This window comes from Prodigiosinella confusarubida (assembly GCF_002847015.1).
GTDB classification, from domain to species: Bacteria; Pseudomonadota; Gammaproteobacteria; order Enterobacterales; family Enterobacteriaceae; genus Prodigiosinella; species Prodigiosinella aquatilis.
Genome location: NZ_CP025085.1, coordinates 3,083,084 through 3,099,720, shown reverse-complemented (window position 1 = coordinate 3,099,720; position 16,637 = coordinate 3,083,084). Strand labels below are relative to the sequence as shown.

The following is a 16,637-nucleotide window of genomic DNA, read 5'->3' as shown; positions in this document are numbered from 1 at the left end:
GATTAGCGCCATTACTTACATTACAGTAGCGCCGCGAAGGTTCCTAGCTTTCACATTAATCCATTTGAGGTAGTTTGTGATGCAGTCCATGTTAGATTTTTCCGGCTATATCAAGTTTTTTATCGGGTTGTTTGCGTTGATCAACCCTATTGGTATCTTGCCTGTTTTCATTAGCATGACTAATTATCAAGGGACGATTGGGCGTAACAAGACCAATTTGACCGCCAATCTTTCAGTCGTCGGTATTCTGTGGGGGTCTCTTTTCTTTGGCGACAGTATTCTGCGGTTGTTCGGAATTTCTATTGATTCATTCCGTATTGCCGGAGGAATATTGGTGGTCACCATTGCGATGTCAATGATCAGCGGTAAATTAGGGGAAGATAAACAGAATAAGCAAGAAAAAACGGAAACTGCCAATCGTGAAAGCATTGGTGTTGTGCCACTGGCTTTACCCTTGATGGCCGGGCCTGGCGCTATCAGTTCAACCATTGTATGGAGTTCCCGGTATCATGGCTGGTTGAATTTATTTGGACTTTCTCTGGCGATTGCCATTTTTGCTTTTTGCTGTTGGCTGTTATTCCGTGTGGCACCTATTTTGGTCAAAGTATTGGGACAGACGGGAATCAACGTTGTCACCCGTATTATGGGGTTACTACTGATGTCTCTGGGCATTGAGTTTATTGTGACAGGCATAAAAGCCATTTTCCCTGGACTGCTTTAATTTTCTTCTCTCTTTTAATTATGTCCTCTGATGATCAGGCAGGATTATATGAGTTTGATGACAACGTCTATATAGCGGCGATAATGAGAAGATCGTAAAGACGCTGCAAGTACCTCCCTGTAAGCTCAAGCCGCGCCATCCCTGGCGCGGATGCTTTACTCTTCTCTCTCATTATCACCGTTCTGACGCTATACGTAGGTTTGTCAACGGTCTGATTATATCCTGCCTTCCCATTATTTTTACCATGGATATTAAGATAAAAAAATCTTATCTATTTCTCATGCCGTTAAGACATTGATACTTACGTGAACTGAGGAATGTTGAACAATCTATCCTTGTCGCCCATACCCAGCATGTTGTTAATTTTTTCACAAATCTACGTTTTTGTGCTGCTATGATCACAGTTTTACGACAAAGAATAATATATTGTTTTATTTCATGTGTGTAAATTTTATGTTGTCAATGTGTTGTATATTAAAGTTATAATCTAAAAAATAAGCAATTTACTTATTTGTGGAATTCATCAGAACAGCGTTGCTGTTAGTAATCTAAGGTAGGTGTATCGTTATGAGGATAGAAAAGAAAATTAAGTAACAACATATAAAATCTATTGGCGCAGGTGAATTCTTTTGATACGTTCGGAACCGTTACTTTTCATACTGTAGTTATGCATAAGTTAATTTTATGGAAAACATATTTGTACTAGATTAGATAACAGGGCAAATGATAGATAACAGTATCTCTGATTTTGTGGCTTCCCAGAAACGGATATCGGCAGCCCATGGCTTCCAAAACGCTTTGTGTTTTCTTGAAAAGATGGCATGTGTCACTGCGATATTATAAAGATGTATTTTGAGTATTTAATCACCTTTCTATAGGTAGGGAAGGACATATATACGCTGTTGATTTCTGGCAGCAGATGAGATGCGTAATGACATTTCTGACCCCGCCTGCCTCAGACAATCACTGCCTTATTTTAAGTGATGTACAGTCGGTAATCGGTCAGATGCTATATAAATAGACGATCTCTCAATCACTAAATGTTGAAATCACCAGATACGTTCCTCTGATGTCAAACGTTTGGTGCTTTAAGCAGGGTTATGTGGCGCTTATTGGTGCGCTAATAGTAAATACAGGAGCATGATAATAATGTTAACTAAAACAACAAAAAAACGACTTGTCGTCGGGATTCTCTCAGTTCTGGGGGCGTCTGCCGGTGCCTCTGCCTGGGCTGCTAATGTGCCAGCCGGTGTGCAATTGGCAGCCAAGCAAGAACTGGTGCGTAATAATGGTGCTGAAGTCTCTTCACTTGACCCACACAAAATTGAAGGGGTTCCTGAGTCCAATGTATCGCGTGATTTGCTGGAAGGCTTGCTGGTCACTTCTCCTGATGGTCATCCGGCACCGGGGGTGGCGGAGAGCTGGGATAACAAGGATTTTAAAGTCTGGACGTTCCACTTGCGTAAAAATGCCCGTTGGTCTAATGGCGATCCGGTTACCGCTCAAGATTTTGTTTACAGTTGGCGGCGTGTTTCCGACCCGAAAACCGCCTCGCCTTATGCCAGTTATTTGCAGTTTGGTCATATTGTCAATATTGATGATGTGGTGGCCGGTAAAAAATCCCCGGATACGCTGGGTGTAAAAGCGCTGGATGACCATACGCTGGAAGTGACGTTGAGCGAACCAGTTCCATATTTTTATAAATTGTTGGTTCATCCATCGACTTTCCCGGTAAATAAAGCCGTTGTCGAAAAGTTTGGTGAAAAATGGACGCGGCCAGAAAATTGGGTTGGCAATGGTGCTTATAAGCTGAAAGAGTGGGTGGTTAACGAAAAAATGGTGCTGGTACGTAATCCGTATTACTGGGATAACGCCCACACTGTGATTAACAAAGTTACCTATTTGCCTATTTCATCTGAAGTGACTGATGTTAACCGCTATCGCAGCGGTGAAATCGACATGACGTATAACTATCTGCCAATAGAACTGTTCCAGAAGTTGAAAAAAGAGATCCCGAACGAAGTTAAAGTCAATCCTTATCTTTGCACTTACTACTACGAAATTAATAATCAGAAGGCACCGTTCAACGATCCCAGAGTACGTAAGGCGCTGGTTTTAGGTCTGAGCCAAAATATCCTCACTAACAAAGTGAAAAATCAGGGTGATATTCCGGCTTATGGTTTTACCCCGCCTTATATTGACGGTCTGAAATTAACCGCGCCGGCGTGGTTTAGCTGGACACAGGAAAAACGCGATACTGAAGCGAAAAAATTGCTGGCTGAAGCCGGTTATACTGCCGCAAAACCATTGACGTTTAATCTGCTGTACAATACTTCCGATTTGCATAAAAAGATGGCGATCGCAGCATCGTCTATCTGGAAGCACAACATTGGCGTTGAGGTAAAACTGGATAATCAGGAATGGAAAACCTTCCTGGATAACCGTCATCAGGGGAATTATGACCTGGCCCGCGGGGGATGGTGTGCGGACTATAACGAGCCGTCCACGTTCCTGAACATTATGATTTCCGACAGCAGCAGCAACACCGCCCATTACAAGAACCCGGTGTTTGATGCGTTGATGGTAAAAGCAATGGCGGCCAAAACCGAAGATGAACGGGCCGATTTTTATCGACAAGCGGAAATACGGTTAGAAAAAGATGCCGCGATTGTTCCGGTTTACTACTACGCCAACACCCGCTTGGTGAAACCCTATGTGGGTGGCTTAACCGGTAAAGATCCGCTGGATAATGTCTACGTTAAGAACCTTTACATTATCAAACATTAATATTCCTACGGGACTGTGTTACCACGCAGTCCCGTTTGGTTTTGGTAATTAACGTTAAACTTTCAGACCGGCTTTATAGGTAAGGTCAATGTTAAAATTTATTTTTCGTCGATGTCTTGAAGCAATTCCAACATTGTTCATCTTGATTACCCTTTCGTTTTTTATGATGCGATTGGCACCCGGCAGCCCGTTTACCGGAGAGCGAACGCTTCCTCCCGAAGTCATGGCCAATATTGAAGCCAAATATCACCTTAACGATCCCATGATTAAACAATATGGTGATTATTTATGGCAGTTAGCGCATGGGGATTTCGGACCGTCGTTCAAATATAAAGATTATTCGGTGAATGATCTGGTGGGAAGTGCCTTTCCGGTATCCGCCAAGCTTGGGCTGGCGGCTTTTCTGCTGGCTGTGGTTCTGGGCGTGAGCGCTGGCGTGGTCGCAGCACTGCATCAAAACAGCAAGTGGGATTATACCGTAATGGGATTTGCCATGACCGGGGTGGTGATTCCCAGCTTTGTGGTGGCGCCGTTATTGGTATTGGTTTTTTCCATCACACTGCATTGGCTACCAGGTGGTGGCTGGAATGGTGGGGCACCAAAGTATGTCATTTTGCCGATGGTGGCACTGTCTTTGGCCTATATCGCCAGTATCGCTCGTATTACTCGTGGCTCAATGATTGAAGTGTTGCATTCCAACTTTATTCGTACCGCCCGGGCCAAAGGCTTGCCAATGCGACATATTATTTTCCGCCATGCACTAAAACCGGCACTGTTGCCGGTACTGTCCTATATGGGGCCGGCATTTGTCGGGATTATTACCGGTTCGATGGTGGTAGAAACCATTTTCGGGTTGCCGGGTATCGGCCAGTTGTTTGTCAACGGGGCATTGAACCGCGACTACTCGCTGGTGCTTAGTCTTACCATCCTGGTGGGTGGGTTGACCATTCTGTTTAATGCGATCATTGACGTGCTGTATGCCGTTATCGATCCGAAGATCCGTTACTGAACCGGGGGAGCTGATGTTCTGGAATAAACGTAACCTTGAGGCAGTAGATAGCTTTAGTGAACGACTTGAAATTGAAGGGCGCAGTCTATGGCAGGATGCCCGGCGTCGTTTTATACATAACCGGGCGGCATTGACCAGTTTGATCGTTCTGATACTCATTACCCTGTTTGTCATTCTCGCGCCGATGCTCTCGCCATTTAATTACGCCGATACTGACTGGAACATGATGTCTAGTGCGCCGGATCTGGCTTCCGGACACTATTTTGGTACGGATTCATCGGGTCGCGACCTACTGGTACGGGTTGCCATCGGCGGCCGGATTTCCCTGATGGTGGGTGTGGCAGCAGCACTGATTGCAGTCGTCGTGGGGACGTTGTACGGCGCGGTGTCCGGCTACCTTGGCGGTAAAGTCGATTCGGTAATGATGCGTCTGCTGGAGATTCTGAATTCTTTCCCATTTATGTTTTTCGTCATTCTGTTGGTGACATTTTTTGGTCAGAATATCTTGTTGATTTTTGTGGCTATTGGCATGGTGTCATGGCTGGATATGGCGCGAATTGTGCGTGGGCAAACTCTGAGCCTTAAGCGCAAAGAGTTCATCGAGGCCGCACTGGTCTGTGGCGTATCCACGCGCGGGATTGTATTACGCCATATCGTTCCCAATGTGTTGGGTGTGGTGGTGGTATATGCATCATTGCTGGTTCCCAGCATGATTTTGTTTGAATCCTTTCTGAGTTTCCTTGGCTTAGGTACGCAGGAACCGCTAAGTAGTTGGGGCGCACTGCTGAACGATGGTGCCAACTCGATGGAGGTTGCACCCTGGTTACTGTTTTATCCGGCAGGGTTTCTGGTAATCACCTTGTTTTGTTTTAACTTTATCGGCGATGGCTTGCGCGATGCCCTCGATCCGAAAGATCGCTAAGGAGACGCTTCATGACCATGATGAATACGTCAGAGCCCCAGGACGTGTTGTTGGACGTAAAAGATTTGCGCGTAACTTTTGATACGCCGGATGGTGATGTGACCGCCGTGAATGATCTTAATTTTACGCTGAATTCAGGTGAAACATTGGGGATTGTTGGCGAGTCTGGTTCGGGTAAATCCCAGACCGCGTTTGCTCTGATGGGATTGCTGGCCACCAATGGACATATTACTGGTTCGGCGCGTTTCAATGGACGGGAAATTCTGAATCTGCCTGAGCGTGAGTTGAACCGGCTACGTGCTGAAGAAATCGCCATGATTTTTCAGGATCCGATGACGTCGCTTAACCCTTATATGAGAGTAGGGGAGCAGTTGATGGAAGTGCTGATGCTGCACAAGAAGCTCAGCAAGAGTGAAGCGTTTGAAGAATCAATCCAGATGTTGGATGCGGTGAAAATGCCAGAAGCCAGAAAACGTATGCGTATGTATCCACATGAATTTTCTGGTGGGATGCGCCAACGGGTGATGGTTGCCATGGCGTTGTTATGTCGCCCAAAACTACTGATCGCTGACGAACCCACCACGGCGTTGGATGTGACGGTGCAGGCGCAGATCATGACGTTGCTTAATGAGCTCAAGCGTGAATTTAATACAGCTATCATTATGATTACTCACGACCTGGGCGTAGTCGCCGGTATCTGTGACAAGGTATTGGTGATGTACGCGGGACGTACTATGGAATACGGTACAGCGCGCGAGGTGTTCTATAATCCGACTCATCCTTACTCCATCGGTTTACTTAATGCGGTTCCTCGTCTGGATGCTGAAAATGAAGTGTTGGCCACTATTCCAGGTAATCCTCCTAATCTGCTGCGTTTACCGAAAGGGTGTCCTTTCCAACCACGTTGCCCTTATGCGCAGGAACGTTGCAATCAGCCACCTGCATTGACACCATTTGGAGAAGGTAGACTGCGCGCTTGTTTTAGACGCGTGGAGGAGTTGCTATGAGCCTGATGGACGATAAAAAAATCCTGCTTGAAGTGGACGAGCTGAAAGTTCATTTTGATGTCCGGGATGAAAAGCAGTGGTTCTGGCAGCCGCCAATGCGCTTGAAAGCAGTCGATGGCGTCACTCTGCGATTGTATCAAGGTGAAACGCTGGGGATCGTTGGAGAGTCCGGTTGTGGCAAATCCACACTGGCCCGCGCCATTATCGGTCTGGTGAAAGCCACCGGTGGCAGTATTACCTGGATGGGTAACGATTTATTGGGGATGGGAAATACACAGTGGCGGGAAGTGCGCAACGATATCCAGATGATATTTCAGGATCCGCTGGCTTCGCTGAACCCACGGATGACCATCGGGGAAATTATTGCTGAACCACTGCGTACCTATCATCCGAAGTTATCCCGCCAGAACGTCAAGGATCGGGTTAAGACGATAATGATGAAAGTGGGGTTGTTGCCAAACCTGATCAACCGTTATCCGCATGAGTTTTCCGGTGGACAGTGTCAGCGAATCGGGATCGCCCGAGCGCTGATTCTGGAGCCAAAACTGATCATTTGCGACGAACCCGTGTCGGCGCTGGACGTATCAATTCAGGCACAGGTAGTGAATCTGTTGCAGCAGTTGCAGCGTGAAATGGGATTATCATTGATCTTTATTGCGCATGATTTATCTGTGGTTAAACATATCTCTGACCGGGTGTTGGTCATGTATCTGGGCCATGCGGTAGAACTGGGCACTTATGATGAGCTGTACCATAATCCACTGCACCCTTACACTCGGGCGTTAATGTCGGCGGTACCGATTCCAGATCCGGATAAAGAGCGGAATAAGCAGATTCAGTTGCTGGAAGGTGACCTTCCTTCACCCATTAACCCACCGACTGGATGTGTGTTCTGTACCCGCTGCCCGATTGCCGGACCGGAGTGTGTTAAAACACGCCCCGTGCTGGAGGGTAGTTTTCGCCATGCGGTTTCATGTTTGAAAGTCGACCCTCTGCCACAATGAAATAAGCCGGGTCGGGATAATCCCGGCTCGACTTTCAAGAACAGTGCAATCGTTTTCAACGCTTATATGAATGATTATTTACCTGGATTACTCTTTCCATAGAATATGGCAAAGCTTATGGTCTTTTTCTCGGCAAATCAGAACGCGGGCAAAAATATCATTAATATCTTCACCGTCATGTTCTGCCAGGCCAATAATGACTTCGGCAAAAAAATCAGGATTCAGATCGAAATCCACATGCTCCAGCCAATCTTCTGCCGGATCAAATAACTCGGCACCGCCGCGCTCTTCAAACTGAAGGTTGAACAGCAAAATATCTGCCGGGTCCAGGTTTTCTGGCGCCAGTTCCAGAAAAATATCGTAAGCCTGTTCCAGGGTTTCATCTTCGGTCAGACGATTATTTAAATCCATACAACATTCCTGTGAAAATATAATGAGACTATTAGAACACGGGGGCAGAGCCCAGTTATAGCAGTGGACTGAAAAAATAGAATAAACGCTCAACAATCCGCTGCCAATAAGGACGTTTTTGCCACACATCGATATTTAATCGTTGAGACCGGGCGATATAATCCTCCTGCACACAGGCAAGATCACTCCCAAACCCTTCATCATCAATGACCAGTGTAATTTCAAAATTCAACCACAAACTGCGCATATCCAGATTCGCAGTACCAACCAGGCTTAGCTGTCCATCGACAAGCACACTCTTGGTATGTAACAAACCGCCTTTAAATTGATGGATTTTTACTCCGGAGGCCAGTAGTTCGCTAAAGAAAGCTTTACTGGCCCAACCGACCATCACCGAGTCATTTTTGTCCGGTACAATGATGTTGACATCTACACCACGCTGAGCTGCTGTGCAGATGGCATGCAATAAATCGTCGCTTGGCACGAAGTAGGGGGTGGTCATGATTAACTGTTTGCGGGCTGCGTATACCGATGTCAGCAATGCCTGGTGAATCAGCTCTTCCGGGTAGCCAGGACCAGAGGCAATAATCTGGGTGGTGTGACCACTTTCTTGTTCAAACGGCATAATGTTGGCGTCCGGTGGCGGTGGCAGCAGGCGTTTTCCGGTTTCCATCTCCCAGTCACAACTGTAAATGACCCCCATGGTGGTAGTAACCGGACCTTCTGCGCGCGCCATTAAATCAACCCACTGCCCAACCCCTGAATCTTGCTTGAAGTAGCGTGGATCGACCATATTCATACTACCGGTATAAGCAATGCGGTTATCAATCAAAATGACTTTGCGGTGCTGACGTAAATCCATGCGGCGCAGGAAAGCACGCAGAATGTTGACTTTTAGCGCCTGTACCACCTCGATACCGGCGGCTCGCATCTCATCAGGATTGGTACTGTGAAAAAACTGCACACTGCCTGCTGAATCCAACAAAATTCGACAGTGAACACCACGCTGTGCCGCTGCTATAAGTGACTGTGTCACTTGTTCTACCAATCCGCCCTGTTGCCAGATGTAAAATACGATCTCAATATTGCTACGAGCCAGTTCAATATCGCGAACCAGTGACTTGATTGTGTCGTCGAACGAGGTTAGCAGTTGAAGTTGATTCCCTTTTACGCTGCCGATACCCTGACGGTGCTCGCAAAGTTGAAATAGTGCGCTGGCAACCACACTGTTTTCAGTCGCAAATATATGGTGATATTCTTTGAGTTCACGCAGCCATTTTGCGGTTGACGGCCACATTTTGCTCGCTCGTTCGGCCCGACGCTTTCCTAAATGGAGTTCACCAAAAGATAGATAGGCCACAATACCTACCAGTGGAAGGATATAAATCACCAGCAGCCAGGCCATGGCTGAGGGAACTGCACGCCGTTTCATCAGAATCCGCAGCGTGACACCTGCAATCAGTAGCCAGTAACCGAAAACAATTACTCCACTAAGCATGGTATAAAATGTTGTCATGATTAAGAGACATCATTCCTTTTGGCAAGTGTATGTCTTCAGAGTGTACGCATAGTTTGCGTAAAGGGGAAATTCCTTTAGTCTGAATAAAATAGCGCATTACACCACACTAAATTTCAAACAGGGCTTGGCGCATTAATTGAAGAGACTATAATGTGCGCCGCACGTTCCCCGAAAAAAATCATCACTTGATAAAAAGAGTCATGCTATGAAACGCAGTCGGAATGAAGTCAGTCGCTGGAGAATGCAGCGTCAGATACAACGCCGCCGCAGCCGTTGGCTTGAAGCCCAGTCTCGCAGCTATTGTCATATTCGCTATGCTCGTTACCTACAGCAGAAACACCAGCGCCGAGCTTTACTGTATGCGGTAGCGTATGAATGGTAAAACCGATACTGTCTGATGCGCTCTGTTTGATGTTGCACCATCCTTGGCGCAGAGCTATCGTCCCGAATAGAAATGTTAGTGGTGTCCTGACGCTAGGATAATACCGGTATCATTGATGCTGCTGCTGCTGCGGCACCATGTGGCGCGGGATCAGCCGGTCGGGGTAATGAAAACAGAGAGACCGAAGCGGTTAGTTGTTCCGCTTGTTCCAGTAATGATGTGCAAGTTTGAGCCGATGCTGCTACCTGCCCGGCATTTTGCCGGACCGTATCGTTAAGCGTACTGATTCGGTTGGTGACTTCGTGGATACTCTGGTTTTGTTGCAGTGAAATAGTGGCAATGTCGTTCAGGAATGTGCATGTCTCTTTAGCTGCCCGAATGATCTCCTGCAAACTGTCATTCAAACGGGTTACCAATTGTGCGCCGGTGGTTACACTGTCATCGGATTCACGAATCAGGACATTAATGTTTTGTGCAGAGTTGCTGCTCTGTGCCGCTAGTGTTCCCACTTCCCGCGCAACAACGGAAAATCCCCGCCCCATATCACCGGCGCGGGCAGCTTCAATGGCGGCGTTCAACGACAAAATGTGCGTCTGAAACGCAACATTTTCAATCATACTGATAACTTCCGTCATCTCCTTGGTGCGCCCGGAAATATTCAACATGGCGCTTTTGACATCATTCATCATGTTTTCGCCACGCTCAGCGATGTGGCTGGTTTCTTCTGCATGGTGACTGGCCTGCTGAGTATGATGTGAATTCTGCTCCAAATGCTGACTGAGCTGGATAATATGCTCAGTGGTGGCTTTTAGCTCCAGTGACTGACGGTTAGCTTGAGTCGATAGCGTCTGGTTATCATTGGTGACATGATCAAGCTGTACCACCATATTTTCGATGCCTTGGCGAACCTGATTTACCAGGTCAACCAATCCGCTTTGCATTTGGATCACACTGTCATTTAATTGGGATATTTCACGGGTGGCGCGTTTTTCAGTTTTTATCGTATGAGAGAGATCACCTGCGGCAATTAATTGCAAATGATCGGTAATACGCTTCAAGGGGCGAATAATGGTTTTACTAACGCCTGCCCATACCATGGCGGATACCATCATTAATAACCCCAGCACGATGATGAAAATGGTATGCGCTTCATCCAGATTGTTAAGTAATTTCTGACTGTGTTGCTTTTGTCGAGTGTCATTGTCCTGTAGATAACGAGAGTACTTTTTGGTGAAGTCGTTTTGGTAAGCCTGAATAGGGACGGAGAAGAAAATATCAATCTGATTGCTTTTTTTAATGCTTTCCGCCACTTCTCGCAGACCGGCATAGAGTTGTTGGTAACTGACTTTCAACGCGGCAAAGGCTGGATCTTTCTGTGCTGCGGTGCGGGTATTGAGTTGTTGATAATGTTTCTCGGCTTGTTGTAAAGACGTTTCTGCCTCACTCATCAGGCTGTGCCAGCTGCCGACAGAGCCTGTTTCTTTATCAACCATCAAATAGATGCCTGCGCGATTCAGTTTGTCACTGGCATTCATGATCTCCATGCGGGATTGATCCATTAATGCTTGTTGCTGTCGTAATGTTTCATTGGCGGCGCTATCTAGCCGTACCTGAGTCATGGTTTTTGAGATAATCCCGACTGAAAAAATTTGCAGTAAAGAGAATAACCCGATAATCAACAACAAACCGGAAAGGAAACTCAGCCGATATTGATGGAGTCTGCGCCATTTCCTGGTTTGTGATGTTGTGGACATTAACATATATTTTGACTCTCTACAGATTAAGAGTCGTCAAAATATCATCGTTAAATGACTAAAATATTTCAGATAATAGTCGAAGGAATGGAGATCTGACTTATTGATACTGCTATTGATCTCCATCATTTTAGAATTAAAAGACTTTCTTGAACGGTTTCACCGTGACGCTGCTATAGACGCCTGCTGCGGTGTAAGGGTCGGCCTCTGCCCAGAGTTCGGCCTCATGCAGGGAGTCAAATTCAGCGATGATAACCGAACCGGTAAAACCGGCTGTGCCGGGGTCTTCACTGTCAACGGCGGGGAGCGGCCCAGCGGTTAAAAGACGGCCCTGATCTCGCAGTGTTTGCAGTCGGGCCAGATGATCTGGTCGGGCAGCCAGACGTTGCGGTAAGGCATCAGGTGTGTCAGTAGCGTAAATAAGATAAAGCATTAAAGTAGCCCTCAGTAGTCATCGCTATGCCGAGTGATAGCGGGAGATGTTTTGAGATAACGTTTCAGAACGGAGATTCTAGCATAGGGAATGTCTGTAAAAGGGAAACTGATTGACGCTGTAGCTGAATATCCATCTTAATCACCGGTTTTTAACAATGTAGTCTAACGGTATTGAATATGATTGCTATTTGCATTTAAAATCGGAGTCCTAAGAGGACAATGTAATACTATGCCGCAAAAAAAGTTTTTCCTTGCTCGTCGATTCTCATGGCCTTTCATTCTTTCAGTTGGCTTTCATTGTCTAGTGATTGCCGGACTGCTGTACGCATCCCTGAATAATCCCACAACAACCTTACCAACGGAATCGCAACCCATCAGTGTGGTGATGGTTAATCCCGCTGTACTGGAGGCTGCCCCGGCGCCACGGCCCAAAGAAACGTCACCTTCGGAGCCAATGCATGAACCTGAACTACAGCCAAAACCCGTACCTGAGCCGGTTCCGGTTCCATTGCCTGAGCCCAAGCCAAAACCAAAACCAAGACCGGTGAAGAAAGTCAAACCATCCAAACCGCCTATTCGCCAGCGCGCTGTAGAGAAACAGCCACCGTCACATCTCACCAGTGATGAGCCGTTACTGTCGGTAAACACGGCGCCAGTTAGGCAGTCTCCAACCGTTAACGTGCCATCGTCCGGTCCTCGGCCGCTCAGTCGTACGCAGCCGGAATATCCGGAGCGTGCTTTTGCCTTGCGCATTGAAGGGCGAGTTAAGTTGCAATTTGACGTTAATGCATCCGGCAGAGTGGATAATGTGCGCGTGTTATCGGCTGAACCTAAAAATATGTTTGAGCGTGCTATCAAACAAGCGATGCGTAAATGGCGTTATGAAGAGAATAAGCCAGCCAAGGATTTGGTGGTGACCATTATGTTCAAAATTAATGGTGGGGCGGCGATGGAGTGATTGCCTCAATATCGGGATATTAGGCCAGACCGTTGACAAACCTACGTATAGCGTCAGAACGGTGATAATGAGGAAGAAGAGTAAAGCATCCGCGCCAGGGATGGCGCGGCTTGAGCTTACAGGGAGATACTTGCAGCGTCTTTACGATCTTCTCATTATCGCCGCTATAGAGACGTTGTCATCAAACTTAGGCGCTATCATTGAGCCGGGATATCATCCCTTATCTAGCGTAAAATGGCTCTTTCCAGAGGGTAATTCCCGTGGTCTTCCGTCATCGTCAACCGCTACATAGGTAAACAGTGCCTCGGTGGCTCGATAACGTTGTCCAATGGGTTCGGAAGAGACTTTCTTCACCCACACTTCAACATTGATGGTGATTGAACTGCGACCAGTACGGGTACAAAGGGCATAACAGCAAACTACGTCGCCGACAGCCACTGATTTGAGAAAGGTCATACCGTCTACACGAACGGTAACCACTCGACCTTCCGCGATTTCCTTAGCCAGAATCGCGCCGCCAATATCCATCTGGGACATTAACCAGCCACCAAAAATATCACCGTTAGCATTGGTATCCGCAGGCATCGCCAGTGTTCGGAGTACCAATTCACCATGGGGTAGTATTACGTCTTGTTTGTTCATCGTAGTATCAACTAAAAAGTGTGAGTAATATGAATGCGTGTTTAAGCGTCAAATTAGGTATCGCGTTCATCATGTTCCGGCTTTCCCGGTTCAATCGATAGATGGCGATAAATGTAGAGCCCACACAGTAAGGTAAATACCAGCGTAAGACCGGTTAATCCAAACACCTTGAAATTAACCCAAACACTTTGCGGCATCCAGAAGGCAATATAAATATTTGCCAGGCCACAGATAATGAAAAAGAGCGCCCATGAGACGTTAAGTTTTGCCCATATCTGCTGTGGCAGAGTGATGTCCTTGCCTAGCATCTGCTGGATAATAGGTCTCTTCATGACAAACTGACTTACTAATAACACAGCTGCAAACAGGGTATAAATAAAAGTGACTTTCCATTTTATGAACTGGTCGTTATGAAATATCAGCGTCAGGGAACCAAATATGACAACCATAACGAAGGTAATCAGCATCATTTTTTCAATTTTGCGATAGATAAACCAACTGATGAGCAGTGATGCGGCCGTAGCGGCGATCAATGCGCCGGAGGCAACATAGATGTCGTAAAGCTTATAAAAAGTAAAAAAAACAATAAGGGGGATAAAATCAAGAAGTTGCTTCATTGTGGTAATCCGTCGCTTAACCTTGTATTGGCGATAGACCATCTTATGGCTCTATCGGAAGTCATACTGTCACATCACCACCGGTAAAGCCAGAGGCTGGTGCCACTTGAATAGTAGCACCTTGGATGTCAGGCGCGTAAGAGCATATACAGACGGAACAGATAAATCAGTAACAGCGCGGAAATAAAGTTGCTGGCACCATTTATTATCACTGCCAATGCAGTCGGTGAAACCATCGGCATTTTAGCAACCAATAGTAAAAGAATAACTTTGACGATAAGCCATAACATAACCGCCGGTGCGGTAATCCGTAAATTGGCAAAGGCCAGTTTGCTACTGGCGCGCATGGAGAAGAGAATCCCGCGCTTTTCACTAATGGCTATGATGGGCGATAAACTCAATGCAATTGCCAATAATATGCCCGGTACGATTACCAGCAATACACCGACCTGGATAAGCAAGGTGCATATCAGGAGCAGTAGTAACAGTTTTGGCAATAATGGTGCCGCCGCGCCGATTGCTCGCAAGGCGCTGGTGCGGGCACCGGCGGATACCATCTGGATCAACATCAGCACTCCACCCGTAAGCAATGCATTACCGACAAGTGATGCAAATGTCCCTGCCGCTGACGCTTTTAACAAGACGAGTTGTTGTTCTGGCGTCATTTGCTGAATGAGCTCGCTCAATCCCGGCTGGTTGACAGAAGAGAGGTTAAGGCTGTCGCTGTTCAGTAGCTGTAGTTGGTCGCTATCTGGTGTAAAAACATGGTTGATAACGACAGTAATCAACGCTGCCGACAGTGCCAACATCAGAATGCTGGCAAACTGGTTACGCGCAAAATACATCGTGTCACGGTACAACGTACTGGCCGTGATAGGCATGAAAACTCCTTGGCAAAAGGTTATCAATCTAACTTGGTGGCTGATTGTAACTCGTTACGCTAGACAGTGGCACCCCGACAGTAATCACGATTATCTGTTTCTTTTTGTTCCGAACTTCAATCCTTAAGTTTAATCACTCTGGTTGCTATAAGCGCAGGAAGTCCGTAATAGGCGCGGGCACGATCGCAAGCTTCGTTTATCTGGCTATTTTCTCCTGACGGAGAAAATTCGTGGCAGGTGGAAGGTCGATTGGCGTAAATTCGGCACCGGACCGCAATACCAATTTCACCGTCTAATGCACAACAACGAGGCGATTTACGGTTTGTTCCCTGCATGCAACGCAGAAAAGGAGATATAGGTACCGTTAGCGAGACAGGAACGGCGCCCACACCGTCATCAGCTTCGGCCCAATAGAAAGAAACGCGAAAATAACTACAGCAAGCACCGCATTGCATACAGGGGCTGATGTATTCACTCATTCTGATTATCCCGCCGACTTTCGTCAGTATTGAATCATGCGCAGTAGAAGAAGAAATTTACGCCTAAATGAATCCTGTGACAGTTTTTATTTCAATGCCGTTTTTATGCCTTAAGGTCGATTTTTGATTTAGATCAAGTCTTGTATTTTTAATGACTTAGAGCAAATTGATGTGTGTAAAAATTTACCAAGAAACATGTCAGGATGTGATCTGGATTAAAACAAGAATACTTACCCGGGGGTATATTGCGCTCGACTTTAAACCATACAAAAGGGGTGGGTAATGAAAAAGGCGTCTTTATTATTAATGGCAGCAGCGTTAATGCCAGCTTTTGCGCAGGCTAATCAAGCGGGTGATATCATTGTTCGTGCAGGTACGGCTACTTTACGTCCTAATGAGGGTTCAGATAATGTGCTGGGGTCATTAGGATCTTTTAACGTTGATAACAATACTCAATTGGGATTAACGTTCACTTATATGGCAACTGATAATATTGGTGTGGAGTTACTGGCAGCTACGCCGTTCCAGCATAAAGTAGGACTGAATGGTATGGGCACGATCGCGGAAGTGAAACATCTGCCCCCTACATTAATGGCTCAGTATTATTTTGGACAAAAAGAAGACAAGTTGCGCCCTTATTTAGGGGTTGGTGTGAACTATACGACTTTCTTTGATGAAAAATTCAATGATACGGGTACAAACGCGGGTTTAAGTGATTTAAGTTTCACTGACTCCTGGGGGATAGCCGCCCAGGCCGGGTTGGATTATAACCTGAATAAAAACTGGTTACTGAATATGTCTCTCTGGTGGATGGATATCAGCACTGATGTGAAATTCAAGTCAGGCGGTCAAGATCAAACTGTCAGCACTCGTCTTGATCCCTGGTTATTTATGTTTGCCGTAGGTTACAAGTTCTGAGCTGATATCAATATATGATGGAAAAGCGGTAGCCTTCGCTTAGTTATTGTACGGCTTGTTAACTGAATTTATTTCACAATAAACTAACGACGAAAGGGTACTTTATGTGAAATAAAAGCGGCGGAATAGTTATCCCGCCGCTTTTTTATCTCATTCTGTCGGGTATTTATTTCCTGCATGATGTCAGATGA

17 protein-coding genes are annotated in these 16,637 nt (G+C 46.3%); 9 read left to right on the top strand and 8 right to left on the bottom strand.

Annotated elements, in window-relative coordinates; genetic code table 11:
• Positions 1 to 76: 76 nt before the first annotated feature.
• The 6 genes from CWC46_RS13945 to oppF all read left to right on the top strand — a co-directional run bounded on the left by CWC46_RS13945 (position 77) and on the right by oppF (position 7,450).
• Positions 77 to 721, top strand: coding sequence for a YchE family NAAT transporter (locus CWC46_RS13945; RefSeq protein WP_037381742.1), 645 nt, complete (start codon positions 77 to 79; stop codon positions 719 to 721).
• A 1,149-nt stretch (positions 722 to 1,870) separates the two neighbouring features.
• A complete protein-coding gene (gene oppA / locus CWC46_RS13940; protein WP_021015949.1) occupies positions 1,871 to 3,508 on the top strand; it encodes an oligopeptide ABC transporter substrate-binding protein OppA in 1,638 nt (545 codons plus the stop codon).
• Positions 3,509 to 3,596: 88 nt separating this feature from the next.
• Complete coding sequence (gene oppB, locus CWC46_RS13935) at positions 3,597 to 4,517, top strand: oligopeptide ABC transporter permease OppB (protein WP_021015950.1); 921 nt, start codon at positions 3,597 to 3,599, stop codon at positions 4,515 to 4,517.
• A 13-nt stretch (positions 4,518 to 4,530) separates the two neighbouring features.
• On the top strand, positions 4,531 to 5,439 hold the full coding sequence (gene oppC / locus CWC46_RS13930) for an oligopeptide ABC transporter permease OppC (RefSeq protein WP_021015951.1): 909 nt from the start codon (positions 4,531 to 4,533) through the stop codon (positions 5,437 to 5,439).
• 17 nt (positions 5,440 to 5,456) lie between these two features.
• Complete coding sequence (oppD, locus tag CWC46_RS13925) at positions 5,457 to 6,446, top strand: ABC transporter ATP-binding protein (RefSeq protein WP_416354407.1); 990 nt, start codon at positions 5,457 to 5,459, stop codon at positions 6,444 to 6,446.
• Positions 6,443 to 7,450, top strand: a complete 1,008-nt coding sequence (oppF, locus tag CWC46_RS13920) for a murein tripeptide/oligopeptide ABC transporter ATP binding protein OppF (RefSeq protein WP_021015953.1) — start codon at positions 6,443 to 6,445, stop codon at positions 7,448 to 7,450. The genes oppD and oppF overlap by 4 nt, the downstream gene beginning before the upstream one ends.
• 87 nt (positions 7,451 to 7,537) lie before the next feature.
• Here oppF and CWC46_RS13915 read toward each other — a convergent pair whose 3' ends face one another.
• Together CWC46_RS13915 and cls are read right to left on the bottom strand one after the other, a co-directional pair.
• Positions 7,538 to 7,861, bottom strand: coding sequence for an HI1450 family dsDNA-mimic protein (locus CWC46_RS13915; RefSeq protein ID WP_021015954.1), 324 nt, complete (start codon positions 7,859 to 7,861; stop codon positions 7,538 to 7,540).
• A 55-nt stretch (positions 7,862 to 7,916) separates the two neighbouring features.
• Positions 7,917 to 9,377, bottom strand: a complete 1,461-nt coding sequence (cls, locus tag CWC46_RS13910) for a cardiolipin synthase (protein ID WP_021015955.1) — start codon at positions 9,375 to 9,377, stop codon at positions 7,917 to 7,919.
• Between the two features lie 208 nt (positions 9,378 to 9,585).
• Between cls and CWC46_RS22880 the strand changes: the two genes are divergently transcribed.
• Entirely contained in the window at positions 9,586 to 9,762 is a 177-nt protein-coding gene (locus tag CWC46_RS22880; protein WP_021015956.1) for a YciY family protein, read from the top strand.
• Positions 9,763 to 9,854: 92 nt separating this feature from the next.
• On the opposite strand, the gene CWC46_RS13905 is transcribed toward CWC46_RS22880, so the two are convergent.
• Together CWC46_RS13905 and CWC46_RS13900 are read right to left on the bottom strand one after the other, a co-directional pair.
• On the bottom strand, positions 9,855 to 11,522 hold the full coding sequence (locus tag CWC46_RS13905; RefSeq protein WP_021015957.1) for a methyl-accepting chemotaxis protein: 1,668 nt from the start codon (positions 11,520 to 11,522) through the stop codon (positions 9,855 to 9,857).
• A gap of 130 nt (positions 11,523 to 11,652) precedes the next feature.
• The gene (locus CWC46_RS13900; protein ID WP_021015958.1) at positions 11,653 to 11,949 is read right to left on the bottom strand and encodes a YciI family protein; all 297 of its coding nucleotides are present in this window, start codon (positions 11,947 to 11,949) and stop codon (positions 11,653 to 11,655) included.
• Positions 11,950 to 12,180: 231 nt separating this feature from the next.
• Between CWC46_RS13900 and tonB the strand changes: the two genes are divergently transcribed.
• Positions 12,181 to 12,909: a TonB system transport protein TonB gene (tonB, locus tag CWC46_RS13895; protein ID WP_021015959.1), complete on the top strand. Its 729-nt coding sequence runs from the start codon at positions 12,181 to 12,183 to the stop codon at positions 12,907 to 12,909.
• Between the two features lie 213 nt (positions 12,910 to 13,122).
• Here the strand turns inward: tonB and yciA are convergent, their stop codons facing one another.
• The 4 genes from yciA to CWC46_RS13875 all read right to left on the bottom strand — a co-directional run bounded on the left by yciA (position 13,123) and on the right by CWC46_RS13875 (position 15,528).
• Positions 13,123 to 13,551, bottom strand: coding sequence for an acyl-CoA thioester hydrolase YciA (gene yciA, locus CWC46_RS13890; RefSeq protein ID WP_021015960.1), 429 nt, complete (start codon positions 13,549 to 13,551; stop codon positions 13,123 to 13,125).
• Between the two features lie 53 nt (positions 13,552 to 13,604).
• Complete coding sequence (locus CWC46_RS13885) at positions 13,605 to 14,168, bottom strand: septation protein A (protein ID WP_021015961.1); 564 nt, start codon at positions 14,166 to 14,168, stop codon at positions 13,605 to 13,607.
• 128 nt (positions 14,169 to 14,296) lie between these two features.
• Positions 14,297 to 15,049, bottom strand: a complete 753-nt coding sequence (locus CWC46_RS13880) for a YciC family protein (RefSeq protein ID WP_021015962.1) — start codon at positions 15,047 to 15,049, stop codon at positions 14,297 to 14,299.
• A gap of 116 nt (positions 15,050 to 15,165) precedes the next feature.
• Positions 15,166 to 15,528, bottom strand: coding sequence for a YkgJ family cysteine cluster protein (locus CWC46_RS13875; RefSeq protein ID WP_021015963.1), 363 nt, complete (start codon positions 15,526 to 15,528; stop codon positions 15,166 to 15,168).
• A 282-nt stretch (positions 15,529 to 15,810) separates the two neighbouring features.
• Here CWC46_RS13875 and ompW point away from each other — a divergent pair, with 282 nt between their 5' ends.
• Entirely contained in the window at positions 15,811 to 16,446 is a 636-nt protein-coding gene (gene ompW, locus CWC46_RS13870; RefSeq protein ID WP_021015964.1) for an outer membrane protein OmpW, read from the top strand.
• Positions 16,447 to 16,637: the final 191 nt, after the last annotated feature.